Origin of the sequence: Enterococcus sp. HMSC076E04 (genome assembly GCF_001814285.1) — a bacterium.
Taxonomy (GTDB): Bacteria; Bacillota; Bacilli; order Lactobacillales; family Enterococcaceae; genus Enterococcus_B; species Enterococcus_B lactis.
The window spans coordinates 1-13790 of record NZ_KV815629.1 but is presented as its reverse complement, the minus strand read 5'-3'; the positions used below and the strand labels follow the sequence as shown (position 1 = coordinate 13790).

At 36.2% G+C, this 13790-nt stretch carries 15 protein-coding genes and 1 pseudogene; 3 read left to right on the top strand and 13 right to left on the bottom strand.

Translation table 11 applies throughout. From position 1 onward, the window contains the following. Positions 1–467: 467 nt before the first annotated feature. Entirely contained in the window at positions 468–1010 is a 543-nt protein-coding gene (locus tag HMPREF2961_RS11940; RefSeq protein ID WP_002301358.1) for a PBECR4 domain-containing protein, read from the bottom strand. Between the two features lie 312 nt (positions 1011–1322). Beyond that, positions 1323–1874, bottom strand: a complete 552-nt coding sequence (locus tag HMPREF2961_RS11935) for a tyrosine-type recombinase/integrase (RefSeq protein ID WP_002307628.1) — start codon at positions 1872–1874, stop codon at positions 1323–1325. Positions 1875–2190: 316 nt separating this feature from the next. On the opposite strand from HMPREF2961_RS11935, the gene merR reads away from it, so the two are divergent. Next, positions 2191–2589, top strand: coding sequence for an Hg(II)-responsive transcriptional regulator (merR, locus tag HMPREF2961_RS11930; protein WP_002301360.1), 399 nt, complete (start codon positions 2191–2193; stop codon positions 2587–2589). A 13-nt stretch (positions 2590–2602) separates the two neighbouring features. After that, positions 2603–4243: a mercury(II) reductase gene (gene merA / locus HMPREF2961_RS11925; protein ID WP_002316044.1), complete on the top strand. Its 1641-nt coding sequence runs from the start codon at positions 2603–2605 to the stop codon at positions 4241–4243. A gap of 325 nt (positions 4244–4568) precedes the next feature. Here the strand turns inward: merA and HMPREF2961_RS11920 are convergent, their stop codons facing one another. From HMPREF2961_RS11920 to HMPREF2961_RS11910, 3 genes are all read right to left on the bottom strand, one after another. Then, a complete protein-coding gene (locus HMPREF2961_RS11920; protein WP_002301363.1) occupies positions 4569–4841 on the bottom strand; it encodes a type II toxin-antitoxin system RelE family toxin in 273 nt (90 codons plus the stop codon). Then, a complete protein-coding gene (gene relB / locus HMPREF2961_RS11915; RefSeq protein WP_002307624.1) occupies positions 4842–5063 on the bottom strand; it encodes a type II toxin-antitoxin system RelB family antitoxin in 222 nt (73 codons plus the stop codon). A 93-nt stretch (positions 5064–5156) separates the two neighbouring features. Then, positions 5157–7064, bottom strand: coding sequence for a heavy metal translocating P-type ATPase (locus HMPREF2961_RS11910; protein WP_002301365.1), 1908 nt, complete (start codon positions 7062–7064; stop codon positions 5157–5159). 255 nt (positions 7065–7319) lie between these two features. Here HMPREF2961_RS11910 and HMPREF2961_RS11905 point away from each other — a divergent pair, with 255 nt between their 5' ends. Continuing rightward, on the top strand, positions 7320–7640 hold the full coding sequence (locus HMPREF2961_RS11905) for an ArsR/SmtB family transcription factor (protein ID WP_002301366.1): 321 nt from the start codon (positions 7320–7322) through the stop codon (positions 7638–7640). A 111-nt stretch (positions 7641–7751) separates the two neighbouring features. Here HMPREF2961_RS11905 and HMPREF2961_RS11900 read toward each other — a convergent pair whose 3' ends face one another. From HMPREF2961_RS11900 to HMPREF2961_RS11870, 8 genes and pseudogenes are all read right to left on the bottom strand, one after another. After that, positions 7752–8366 carry a CadD family cadmium resistance transporter gene (locus HMPREF2961_RS11900; protein ID WP_002300952.1) on the bottom strand — a complete coding sequence of 205 codons (615 nt, stop codon included), beginning with the start codon at positions 8364–8366 and terminating at the stop codon, positions 7752–7754. A 16-nt stretch (positions 8367–8382) separates the two neighbouring features. Next, the gene (locus HMPREF2961_RS11895; RefSeq protein ID WP_002300950.1) at positions 8383–8745 is read right to left on the bottom strand and encodes an ArsR/SmtB family transcription factor; all 363 of its coding nucleotides are present in this window, start codon (positions 8743–8745) and stop codon (positions 8383–8385) included. Between the two features lie 309 nt (positions 8746–9054). Continuing rightward, a complete protein-coding gene (locus HMPREF2961_RS11890) occupies positions 9055–10959 on the bottom strand; it encodes a heavy metal translocating P-type ATPase (protein WP_070704834.1) in 1905 nt (634 codons plus the stop codon). A gap of 197 nt (positions 10960–11156) precedes the next feature. Beyond that, a complete protein-coding gene (locus HMPREF2961_RS11885; RefSeq protein WP_002292161.1) occupies positions 11157–11390 on the bottom strand; it encodes a heavy-metal-associated domain-containing protein in 234 nt (77 codons plus the stop codon). A gap of 146 nt (positions 11391–11536) precedes the next feature. Further along, positions 11537–11875: pseudogene (locus HMPREF2961_RS11880) on the bottom strand (prolipoprotein diacylglyceryl transferase family protein); the annotation flags it as partial. Beyond that, on the bottom strand, positions 11854–12558 hold the full coding sequence (locus HMPREF2961_RS11875) for a Crp/Fnr family transcriptional regulator (RefSeq protein WP_002292156.1): 705 nt from the start codon (positions 12556–12558) through the stop codon (positions 11854–11856). The pseudogene HMPREF2961_RS11880 and the gene HMPREF2961_RS11875, both read right to left, overlap by 22 nt. A gap of 14 nt (positions 12559–12572) precedes the next feature. Then, entirely contained in the window at positions 12573–12713 is a 141-nt protein-coding gene (locus tag HMPREF2961_RS15455; protein ID WP_002293765.1) for a hypothetical protein, read from the bottom strand. Next, positions 12703–13275, bottom strand: coding sequence for a Dps family protein (locus HMPREF2961_RS11870; protein ID WP_002292150.1), 573 nt, complete (start codon positions 13273–13275; stop codon positions 12703–12705). Before HMPREF2961_RS11870 ends, HMPREF2961_RS15455 begins: the two co-directional genes overlap by 11 nt. Between the last annotated feature and the right edge of the window lie 515 nt (positions 13276–13790).

The following is a 13790-nucleotide window of genomic DNA, read 5'->3' as shown; positions in this document are numbered from 1 at the left end:
ATTTTTCTGTCTAGTTAATTGTAGCCTATCCAACTTAAGATTAATGACACTAAATTAACAGACTATACGTAGTATCTATTTGCTATGACCATATCTTATATCCATAAGTCAACTCAGCCGGACTAAAAGGGCTAATCTTACTAGAACACAAGCTGCACTTGATATGCAAATTAACCCTGAATCGGAAAGGTGCTTAAATTGGATATTAACGGAGGGATAAAGTAAAATTTATCTCTAGGGAATGTTTAGAAAGGATCCAAGTTCCTTAACAAGTGACAATTAGTAATGTAGTAACAACGATAGATTGTATGCCGAACATTTCAATTTGATACGTATAAAAGACGATTTCAAGCTCATCCGTGATAAATAACCCACATGAATGATTTGAAATCGTCTTAAAATGCTTTATTTTATAACCCAAAATAGAATAATTACTTCAAAATGACGTCGCATATCACTATTAATGATTAATCGATGACTTCCATAATCATTTTAAGTTCCCCGGATGTTAAATCCTCGCTAAAAATGCCAGTAACTTTTTGTCCAGGTCCAATTTCCTTTGATGATAGGTTTAACAAAGAGATAGGGATATAGATTAATCCGTTTTGTTTCAAAGACAGAGCCAATATTTTTTTCCTTGTTCGAATAGCTGCATCATAGCGAAGAGAAGAGTAAACACCTCTGCCAACAATAGAAATATGCTTCCCCAATAATAAATCAAGGCTACCTATTACTTGTAATTTCTGAAAGGTCGTCCCATCCGTTTTGATTTGAATATCCTGTAAATTTATTTTCCTGTCTAAGGCATCTTGAAAAAACAAGTGTGTGCCTCTGCGATAATCAATGCCACAGAGGTGCATAAAATTAGTTGTCGAAAAAATAATCGCTACCGTTGAGACTTCTCCGACAAAGGATACTTTTTTATCTACAAAATGTTCTTGTAAGAGATGAGCAGCCTTATAAATCGCGTTTAACTGTCTGGTAATTTGGGTTGTCTCTTTTATAGACATGCGTTTGTATTCTTTTTTTGCCGCGTGCGAAGAATGCTCCTTTTTCCCAATAAAAAAAGCTGCTCAAAAGAGCAGCCTTTTGTACAGGTTTAGTTTTGGTGCTTGCCACCCGCCGGACCCTTACGTTCCGGATTTGTATCGAGTTTAGTTTTGGTGCTCGCCACCCGCCGGACCCTTATGTTCCGGATTTATATCAAGTTGACTATGAGCCTGCTCTCATTTGTATATATAATATACCAAAAAAAGGTTGATTTGTCCAATACTGTGGGTGATTATAACCGTCTTACTGTGCTTATCTATTATATAATACAATCAAAAACCTAACCGAAAATTTAATAACGTTTCACTGATTTCATCTTCATTAATTCCGATGTAGCGTTTGGTAATCTTCTCGCTGCTGTGACCAAAGATTTCCATTAAGGTGGCCACGTCTTTGGTTTTCTTGTAATAGTGGTAACCAAAGGTTTTTCGTAGGGTGTGGGTGCCGATATCGTCCCTTCCTAACAGCTTCGCGACCTTTTGAAACATCTGGTAGACCGTATTGACTTCTAAATGGCCGCCCTTAGTACTGGGAAACAAGTAAGCCTCCGGATCTAAGGGTGCGGTATAGCCGTGAATCAAGTCCTGTAAGCTGCTTAAGTATAAAATGCGTGTTTTCCCTGTCTTTTGCTCCACGATGCGCGGGTTTTTTGAGGTAATCACGTCTTTTTTCTTGAGTTTAACGATGTCGGACATGCGCAGACCGCTGTTAATTCCAATTAGAAACAAGAAAACGTCACGTTCCGCATTTTTATTCCGTCGCAGGCAAAATAAAAAATCATTAATCTCCTGTTGCGACCGTAGTGGCTGAACATTATAGCCCATGACAATCCCTCCTTTTTAGTCTGTTCGAATACATGATTATAGTTATTACAACACGAAATCGTGTGTTTAGGGGGAGTAAAAAAAAAGAACCCTATAAGGATAGGATTCTTGATACATGATTTTATGTAATTTCATGTATTTAGGTCCGATATTATTTATTATAAAAGAAGTCTCAAAATTTATTGGTACCACATTTAATTTTCACTTCATTTTTGAAAGTAAATAAGAAGGAAAATGATATTCCCCCCTTCGTATTATTTTTGGTTGGACATGTACCTAAGTACATGGTTTATAATTAAAAAAAGGATGTGATAGCATGGCTTATTTTATTAGCTCCTTCTCTGAAAAATGTGGTGTAAATAAGGAATCCATTCGATATTACGAACGAAAAAACTTACTACCAGAACCCGATCGGACTAATTCCGGTTATCGAGTTTATTCAGAGGAAGATGTAAAACGAGTAAAATTCATTAAACACCTACAAGAAATTGGCTTTTCTTTAAATGAAATTTATAAATTACTTGGTGTTGTAGATAAAGACAACATTCGTTGTGAAGGTATGTTTGAATTTGTCTCTAAGAAAGAAAGAGAAATTCAAAAAAAAATCGAGAATTTGAATAGAATAGAATATATGCTAAAAGATTTACGAGCAAGATGTCCAGATGAAAAAGAACTATACGCGTGTCCTATCATAGAAGTATTAATAGAAAATTAACGGGGGTAGGAAAATGAATCAATTTAGAATGCGCATTCAAGGAATGACCTGTACTGGCTGTGAAAAACATATAGAAAAAGCGCTTGAGAGCATGGGAGCTCTCAACGCTAAAGCAGATTTCAGTCAAAGCGAAGCGGTATTTCAATTACCAGACGACTATGCAATAGAAAACGCGATAGAAGCAGTTAAAAAAATAAATTATCAGCCCGAAGAAGTAGAAAAGTTACCTGTTCAAAAACGCGTGATGACTAATAACAAGGAAGATTATGATTTGCTCATTATCGGTTCTGGTGGAGCAGCTTTTTCAGCAGCTATAAAAGCAGTCGAGTATGGATCAAAGGTGGGCATGATTGAACGCGGAACTGTAGGCGGAACCTGTGTGAACATTGGTTGTATCCCTTCAAAAACGCTGCTTCGAGCTGGAGAAATCAATCAATCAGCACATGTAAATATTTTTGAAGGATTGCACACTTCTACGGGAGAAGTAGAATTAGACCGCTTAGTCGATCAAAAAAATGAACTAGTTGATGATTTACGCAAACAAAAATACACTAATTTAATTGACGACTATGGTTTTGATTTAATTAAAGGAGAAGCAAAATTCATTGACGAAAACACTGTGACAGTTAGTGGGCAAACATATTCTGCCCAACGGTTTTTAATCGCAACGGGTGCTTCTCCACTCTTACCTCGTATTACTGGACTTAAAGAAGTAGATTATTTAACTAGCACAACCCTCCTTGAACTAAGAAAAGTACCAAAACGATTAACAATTATTGGATCGGGTTATATTGGAAGAGAACTGGGACAGCTCTTCCACAATCTGGGTTCTGAGGTTACCCTTATTCAAAGAAGCAAACGACTTTTAAAAGAGTATGATCCAGAGATTTCTGAAGCAATGGAGAAAGCTTTAATCGAACAAGGAATAAAGCTCATTTCCGGAGCAACTTATGAACGAGTAGAGCAAGACGGAAATATTAAAAAAGTTCATATTATTGTAAACGGCAAAAATAAGGTCATTGAGTCAGACGAGCTACTAGTTGGAACAGGAAGAAAACCGAATACAGAAGTATTGAACTTGAGCGCAGCAGGCGTTCAAGTTGGGCCAAACAATGAAATCAAGATAAATGCTTTTGCTCAGACAAGTAATAGAAAAATTTATGCAGCAGGAGACGTGACATTAGGACCTCAGTTTGTCTATGTAGCAGCCTATGAAGGAGGAATTGCAGCAGGAAATGCAATTGGTGGGTTAAATAAAGCAATCGATTTATCGGTAGTTCCTGGAGTATCATTTACCAGTCCGCAATTTGCAACTGTTGGGTTAACACAACAACAAGCGAAAGAAAAAGGATACGAAGTAAAAAAAGCGGTATTGTCATTAGAAAATGTTCCTAGAGCGATTGTCAATCATAATACGACAGGGGTGTTTAAACTTGTGGTTGATAGAAAAACACAGAAGATTTTGGGAGTTCATATCGTTTCTGAAAATGCAGGAGAAGTTATTTATGGAGCATCCTTAGCCGTTAAATTTGGATTGACCGTAGCTGATTTAAAAGATACTTTAGCGCCTTATCTAACAATGTCAGAAGGCTTAAAGTTAGCAGCTCTAGCCTTTGATAAAGATATTTCGAAATTATCTTGTTGTGCAGGTTAATATTTCTATTTAGTTTCTTGTAGTAGCTGGTAACACCTTGGTTTATCTTTCGTTATTATCTATAACGATAGGAGTTGAAGATTATGACATCAGCAAACGTCTACGTGCCAATTAATAGCTCTATTCTAGTGGAGGTTGAAGAAATAAAAGACTATTTAGAAACGCAATTGCTCATTTAGGCAACGCAGCAAGATATTATTGAAGATGCGATTGTTGCCTTACGTGCTTAATATAGATAATTAAATCGTATCAAAAAAGGATTCTACCGCTTAAAAAGCAGTAGAATCCTTTTTTATTAAACATGCTTGCACTCAATTTGAATGGTTTATTTGTAAATATTTTTTCTATGACCAATCTCTAACATTAAAATGGTTACGGTCTCGTCATTGATATCAGCTATTAAGCGATAATCACCGATTCTATAGCGCCATTCGCCTGATCGATTGACGGTTAATCCTTTTCCATGCTGCCTAGGATCGGTACAATTCACTAGATTCTTTTGAATCCATCCCATAATTAAAAGGGATTGGTATTTGTCCATTTTTTTTAACGCTTTTTGAGCTCCTTTTTCAAACTCGACTTGATAACCTGAGCTCATTTAATCAGATAGCTCCTTTAGCATGTCTTCAAAAGAAATACTTTTCGGATTCTCTTTATGATCCTTCATGGCTTGATTATATAGGCCCAAATCAATTTCATCCTCGATTTTTTCCAAGACAGAACTTCTAATCAGAGCCGAAACCGAAATATTCTTCGCCTTAGCATATTCTTTAATTAATTTATCTTCCTGAGTATCAATTCTGAGCGATATGACAGTCATTAGAATCACCCCCTTCTTTTTGTATATACATTGTAATACAAAATTAGAGAGGCTGCAAACTTTAGATACATGATTTTATCCAATTTCATGTATTTATTTAGACTTTAATAATCGAAGACCATTTAATATCACGACTAAGGTACTTCCTTCATGAACAATCACACTAATGGCTATATCCGTTAATCCTACTAAGCTTACGGTAATTAGAAAAGCGACAACTACCATTGAGAAAATAATATTTTGCCAAATAACTCGATTCATTTTTAAAGAAATTTCATGAGCTTTTACCAATTTAGACAAATCATTTTTCATTAATACTAGATCAGATACATCTACTGCAACATCCGTACCCTCTCCCATAGCAATTCCAACATCTGCCTTCACAAGAGCAGGTGCGTCGTTTATACCATCTCCCACCATAGCGGTTATACCATAGGTTTCTTTTTGTTCATTGATAATGTTAGATTTATCTTCTGGCATGACGTTTGCAATTACTTGATCTACTCCTAATTGTTTACCAACAGCTTGCCCTGTCATTTCAGAATCCCCAGTAATTAAAGTGGTATGGATACCACACTTCTTAAAGTAATCTATAGTTGCTTTCGCATGTTCACTTGGAATATCCATTAATGCTATCAGGCCGATTACTTTTTCATTTTCTGATACATATACAACCGTATTACCTTCTGAAGCCCATTCTTTATTCAAACGTGTATAGTCATCCGATACAGCCTCAAAAGAAGTTGGTTTACCTATACGATAAGTGTTTTCGTTATAATCGCCTATTAAACCTTTTCCAATCTGATTTTCCACTTCAATAGCTAGTTTATTTTTTGGTTCAAACTTGTCTAAAATAGCACTTGCTAACGGGTGATTTGATTCTTTTTCAAGAGCCACTACGATATCAATCATATTTTCCTCGTTCACAGAATCAGAAAAGTAATAATTGGTTACTTCCGGTTTCCCTTTAGTTAATGTTCCTGTTTTATCAAAGGCAATGGCTTGAATATCCGCTAATTGGGACAAATAGGCACTTCCTTTTGAAAGTACGCCTCTTTTTGCTAGATTAGAAGTGGCTGACAATGTTACGGATACGGTAGCTGCTGCTAAAGCACACGGAGAAGCTGCGACTAAAAGGACTAATCCTCTATAAATACTTTGTGACCATGTCAAATCAAACAGCATAGGAGCAAGTAAAATGAAGAGTGGGATTGCAATTAAAACAAATTTAACATACTTAGGCTCAAACTTTTGGATAATACTAGACGCTTTTGTTTGATTCTCTTGATTTTGATTCACTAGTTGTAAAATCTTTGAAAAGACAGTATCGTTAGTTTCTTTTGTGACTTCCATAGTAAAGGTACCCGTTCCATTAATTGTACTCCCAAAAACTCCGTCTCCCTTTGATTTCTCTTTAGGTATACTCTCACCATTAATAGAAGATTCGTCAATCGAAGTAGAGCCTGATACTATTACTCCGTCAATCGGTACTTGGTCACCGTTTAACACTTGAAGTTGATCTCCTACTTTCAACTCACTAACATTAACGATTGTTGTATTGCCATCTTGCATGATTAGCCTAGCTGTTGTTGGATTCATTTCTAATAACTTGGTAATTTCTCTTTTACTTCTTCCTTCAGCATAATCTTCAAGAAAATGTGCTCCAGAGAAAATAAGAACCAATAACGTTCCTTCCCAAAAATTTCCTATCAGAGAAGCACCTATTGCAGCTATTCCCATTAAAATATGAGAATTAGGGGTAAATTTGTGTTGTCTTTTTGAGTTTTCAATCGTTTCTCCAATTCCTTCAAGAATAATGACATGATAACCAGCACTAATTGAAGCAATTGAAAACAAAGTGTTTTGGATTAAATTATTTTCTCCGTTTACAAATAACGCAATGAGCGACAATGCTAAACCAATAAAGTACAAAATAATTGGCATTTTCCCATGATCGTGACTATTATTTTCGTGTGAGTGTTGCTCTTGAATCTCTTTCATTTCTATCACCTTTCTTAATAAAACTTTTTTTTAGAAATCGTAATGCTTACGAATTACGTTTGAACGAACATTCATATGTCTATACATTCATTTTATATCGCTCTATCTAATTTGTCAAAAAAATAGTTATCTTATTTAGGTGATAAAAAAAATAGGACTCTAAAATAGCTACCCTTATACAAAAAATCTTGCTTTATAAAAATATTATGATAATCTAAATGTGAATAAACAAACATATGAAGGAGAGAAATTCTTATGAATTCATTATCAACTTCTCCATTAAAAAATGAATCTATCCAAGAGGTAAGTAAAATATTTAAAATGATCAGTGACCCTACCCGACTTTCAATTTTATTTCTTCTGCAGAAAGAAGAACTTAGCGTTGGAGCTATTGCGCATTCTTTGAGTATGGAACAATCAGCAATTTCTCACCAGTTAAAAACTTTAAAGACTTCAAGATTAGTAAAATCAAAAAGAGCTGGTAAAAATATGATTTATAGCCTTGACGATCTTCATATTTTTAGTATTCTTGAGCAAGTTTCAACTCATATCGAAGAACAAGAAAAAGAAAAATAAAGACAAACTACAAGGTTAAAATGATTTTACAATTCATTAGTTCAAATAAAAAAAGACAGCGAGTTAAAATCTCGCTGTCTTTTTTTATTTGAACTTCACTATCGTAGTTGTTTATATAAAATTTAATAGTGTTTGAATCGTCCCATTTTCTATCAAAATATAAATTCCTAAGCCAATAAACACTATAGGAACAAGGATTCGTTCATATTTTTCTAAGGTTTCGGAAACAAAAGAAATCTTGGCTAATTTGTAACTGATATAGCAAAGAACCGCAACAGAAATAGCAAATACGATTAGAGCGGTGACAATCTCTGAAAAAGATAACGAGGCAAAGTAAGGAATATAAATCCCTAAGTTATCGCCACCAGAAGCAATTGTTATTAAGGCAACGGTCCAAAAGAAGCGGTTTGTTCCTCTTGATTCAAGCTTTTCAACGACTTCCTCTTCTTCTTCCTCCTCTTCGCCAACCAATGCCACTCTGATTCCTAAGAAAATCGGAATTAGACCGAGAAGCCCAATGATCCAATCTTGCGGAATGAAATTCAGCACATATGCTGCAAATAAACTTACGGCTACTAAGATACCTGTTCCTAGATATTGACCCCAAAAAATCTGACGGAGCCCTTTTTTTGTATGACTTTGAGAAAAAATAATCAGCAAGATAAACAAATAATCAATGCTGGTAGAAATATAAACAGCGATAGCTGAAAAAATACTTTGTAACAAAATAACTTCCTCCAAACTAAGATTTCATAGATAGATTTTCTGATAACTTTAAAAAAACATGAATAGCGGAAAGGATGTCTTCATTCGCTAAAGAGTAATAAACTACTTTTCCATCTTGACGTGATTTTGCCATTCCATGTTTTTTTAAAAAACGTAAATGGTGTGACGTTGTAGCGACACTAGCATTAAGTATTTCTGCTAAATCACAGACACACATTTCCTTATAGGTTTCTAAAGCATAAAAAATTTTAATTCTAGAAGAATCGCTGAAACATTTCCCTAACACAAGTAAGTTTGAAAAATCTTTTTGATCCAATTTTTTTTTTATTACATTTACTTTTTCTTTATGTACGATAGTCACTTGGCAAACTTTTTCCATTCATCTCACCTCACATTCAAACGGTCGTTTGAAGGTAGTATATCTATTTGATCACTCGTTTGTCAATCTACCTTAATTTCAATACACTATTATAAGCAATTTCATGTGTTACAACTTAATAGGAATTTAAATTTTATTATTAAATTTTTTAATCATTTACACGAAAATTAATTTTATAAAGAACATACTCTATACTCTTATTTTTTTTCAAGAACTCAAAAAAGCGGAAAATCCCAGATTTAAAAATCTGAGTTTCCGCTTTTGTCATTTCAAGGATGGACTATTGTCTCAGCCTCTTCTAATTTATTCTTAAGATATTTTTACTTTCTCTGCAGGTGCTGATACTTCTTTTTGTTCTTTTCGACCTTTCAACTTATACTTCATTAATCTCATGCCATTGAAAATTACCACCAAGATACTACCTTCATGAACCAACATTCCGATAGACATATTCATCCATTCGCTGAAGAAGACGCTGGTCAACAAGACCAACACTACTCCAATTGAAATCACGATATTTTGTTTCATATTATTTGCGGTGGCTTTTACTAATCCTAATGCGTGAGGCAAGTTGCTGAAGTTCGAGTTCATTAAAACGACATCGGATGTTTCAATCGCTACGTCCGTTCCGCTTCCCATTGCGATTCCAATGTCTGCTAAAGCTAAGGACGGACTATCGTTAACGCCATCTCCAACAAAGGCTACAATTTGACCACGTTGTTGAAGTTTTCCGATATAAGCCGATTTGTCTTCCGGCAACATGTGGCCGTGAGCTTCGGTCAAACCAAGTTCGCCGGCGACCACATCAACGGTTCCTTGGTTATCTCCTGAAAGAACGACTAGATTTTTCACGCCCAAGTCTTTTAATTCCTGCAAATTAGCTTTCACACCCGGACGGACTTGTTCGCGAATGCCCATCAGTACTTTTAATTCACCGTCGACCGCTGTCAAAACGAGAGAGTTCCCATGTTGTTCAAACCGTTTGATATCTTTTTGCACCTTTTTGCTGAGAGTGACATTTTCTTTTTCCATCAAGGCCACATTCCCAACAGCCACTCTATGTCCAGCTACACTTGAAACGATTCCGCCGCCTTTCACGACTTCAGTTCCTTCAACAGGATAAAAGTTTGTTTCTCCAATTTGATTTAAGACCGCTTTTGCTAATGGATGATCTGATTCCCGTTCCACACTGGCCAGATAGCCAAGCGTTTCAGCAGGATCTTTTTCATACAGTTCAGTCGCTGCAACGGTTGGGTTTCCGACAGTTAAAGTACCTGTCTTATCAAATACAATTGTATCCACATTGCTGAAGTCTTGAATGACTTCACTCCCTTTTAAAAGAACACCGTTACGAGCACCATTCCCAATACCGGCAACGTTTGAGACAGGCACTCCGATAACTAATGCGCCTGGGCAACCTAGAACCAAGATGGTGATTGCTAACTCAATATTTTGACTGAACGCCCATACAACAATTGCCAGAACCAAGACAGCTGGTGTGTAGTATTTAGAAAAGCGATCAATGAACCGTTCCGCTTCGGATTTAGAATCTTGTGCTTCTTCCACGAGTTCAATAATTTTTCCAAATGTGGTGTCCTCACCAACTCGGTCAGCTCTGATTTGAATCGTTCCGTTTTCTAAAATGGTTCCTGCAAAAACTTCTGCATCAGCTAGCTTGTTGACTGGAACAGCTTCACCTGTAATGCTAGCTTCATTGATATGCCCTTCACCCGTAAGGACTATGCCATCTACTGGAACTTTCGCACCCGTTTTAACGAGCAAGATATCCCCTTCATCTATATCATCCACTTCTACTTCTTCAAATTCGCCATTATCCATTTGTTTCAAGGCGCTTTCGGGTGCCATTTCAGTCAATTCTTTGATAGCAGATCGCGTTTGGTTCAATGTTCGTTGTTCCAAGTAGTGTCCGAATAAGAATAAGAACGTGACAATAGCCGATTCTTCATAGTTTTGAATAAAAAGCGCACCAATCGCTGCAATACTGACTAAGACATCAATACTGATGACTTTGACTTTCATTGCTTGAAACGCTTGAATGGCAATTGGCGTAATCCCAAAGACAGAGGCGATGATCAAAGACCACTCTGAAAGTCCTACGTTTTCTAAAACAAAGTGACTGAAGAAACCGAGTACGATTAACAATCCACTGATGACGGTGATAACATTTTTCTTGCTTAATATATATTGTTGCATGCTTTTTCCCTCCAAATTTAATTTCTCTTTTATTGATAAACACAGTATAAGATAATTGCCTAAGTAATTAATTGACTGACATCAAGTTTAGAAAGTTCTCTTTTATCGTTTCTAGGCACCTCGAATCGGATTGCAACAAAAAAAGCAATCCTGGAAAAATAGCTTTTCTTCCAGAATTGCCTAGTTCATTTAATCTGTTAAGCGGCCTTGACTTTTGCTTTAAGGACCGGATAGCCTACGTTTTCGATAGCTTTTTGAATCTCTTCAATCGAAGTGACAGCTGAATCAAAATTGGCTTTGACTTTGCTGGAGTTGAATAATACTTTAATGCTGTCTTTATCAACACCGTTAACTGATTTTACGGCACCTTCAATTTTTTGCATACAACTTGGACAAGACAACGTTTCTAATTGCAATATAGCTTTTTCCATAATTCCTATCTCCTTTATGTGTTTTTATTTTATCGGCAGCAGATTAATGAACACTGCCTTTTCCTCTTTACAACTGTAGTATAGCTCCCTTTTAGCAAACGAAAATTGACGCATATCAAGTTTTGCACTTCTTTTTATCTTTTTGCTCAATTCACCATCTTAATAGTCTTTTTCTGCCCCTTATTGCCATCAGAATAATAAGAAATTGGTGGATAATCTTGTCTGCGTATAAACCATACTACAATCGCGCCAATAAACAGGGCCAGAGACAAGGCTTGCGAAACGCGGATCCACTCGCCAATCCATAAACTGTCCGTTCGCATACCTTCAATGAAGAACCGACCCACTGAGTACCACAAAACGTAACTCAAAGCGACTTCTCCTTGACGCAAAAGCACTGAGTTCTGTCCCGTTGTTAATAAAGAGCGACAGAACACCAACGTGTAGAAAAAAGTGTGTCCGATTATTCGCTGTAAAGCAATAAATCATCTAAATCCTGAATCTTGATCCTTTTCCCAGACAGCTGTTGAATCAATCCCTCGTCCTCCAATTCTCCAAATTTGCGACTGATGGTCTCAGGTGTCGTTCCTAAATAGGAAGCAATGTCCTTTTTTGCCATCGGCAGGGTGATGGTGGGAGAGTTGCCCATTTCAGGTTCCACATTTTCTGCCAAAAACAAAACTAAACGGGTAATGACACTCTCCACGGCTACTTGTGTCGTTTGACGTTCTGAACTTTCTAACCGTTTAGACATTTCCGCCAATAGTTTTAAAGAAATAGCTGGGTATTGTTCCAGAAAATCTTGGACATCTTTTTGCTGAATCATACAGACAACGGTATCTCGGGTTGCTTCGGCATATTCCTCGTGTACTGCATCCGGGTTGAACAAGGTCCATTCTCCGGTGAAATCACCAGGGTTCAAGATCCGCACTAGCTGCTCTTTGCCAGAGTCTGCCAATCGATAAATACGGATTTTCCCACGATTGATAATATATAAAGTATCCTCTTTTTCTTGTGAACGAAACAGAAACTCTCCTTTTTGATACTGTTTCGTGTGGGCTTTTTCAGCAATGTAATTCATCGCGCTATCCTCTAAGTGATTGAATATTGGAACCAAGCGGATACAGGCTGCGTGGTCGCCAATTTCATGATGGGTATGTTTAGTCAATTCATTCTCCCCCTTTATTTATTTTGTTTATATTCGCTGCTTTTATTATATAAGTCTCTTACTACAAAAAAATTGATGCACATCAAGAAAATAGAAAAAGGACTGGAAAGAATTCCAATCCCTAAATCAGCTTCTACTTTTACCTTAATCTTCATCCTCATCAAGAGCGTCATCATCTTCTAATGCTTCTTTACCAATGAACGCTTGCAGCATCCAAATGTTCTTGTCTAAGTCATTTTTAAAAGCAATCAATGTATCTTCTAAAGCATCGTCACCCTCGTCTTGAGCTAAACGAATCGCGCGAATAGTTAGGTCACGAGTGCTTCTGAAGTCCTCGATAATATTTTCAACCATGTCTTCTGCTTTAGCGTATTTATTAACTGCATCTTCCGAAAGCATCGAATATTTTTCAAATTCAACCGTTGTCGAAGCAGGTTTATGCCCAGAAGTAATTAGACGCTCCGCAAGTTTGTCGAACCATTTTTCATTTTCGTTATACAACTCTTCAAATTTTTCATGCAACGTAAAGAAATTGGCTCCTTTTACATACCAGTGATATTGGTGCAGTTTCACATGTAATGTATGCATGTTGCCTAAAAGATGATCCGCAATGGCCGCTGCATTAATTTTCGTATGATGAACATGTTCCTTGTGTTCTTGTTCTTCTTGCAATCTTTCTTGGGGTGTTCTTTCTTGAGTAGCTTTATTTTCAGTCATGATTTATTCCTCCTATAATTTTGGTTTGTTTAAAATAGCTTTCTTTGATTCCTCCTTTTTCTTTACTGAATTTAGTATAGGATAGATTTCCGTTAAAAAAATTGACGCTCATCAAGAAAAGTATTTCTTAATAGACGCCAGGCTTCTCTATTAAATTCAACTAAAATAATCAAAGGAATGAAGTCGTTCCCTCCAAACAAAAATTTCATTAAAGTAGGGCCTAAAAAAAGAATAGCAACTATACTTTGTCAAGAGACCTGACTGCTATTTTTTTGCTTGTTATTCTTCAATTACCAAATGTCTTGCCTTGCAGTATATTTAATACTCTTTCTCACTAGTGTTGCATGCAACACTAGTGAGAAAGAGTATTAATAAGATTAACCTAGAAGAATAACTTTACTTTATTTATGTCATACCATAACTAAAAATTGAAAAGAATTTTTTTATTTATTTTTAGTAGATCGATTAATAGGAGTTTTAGCTTGGGAGCGTCAATAATTTTGTGTAAATAACTC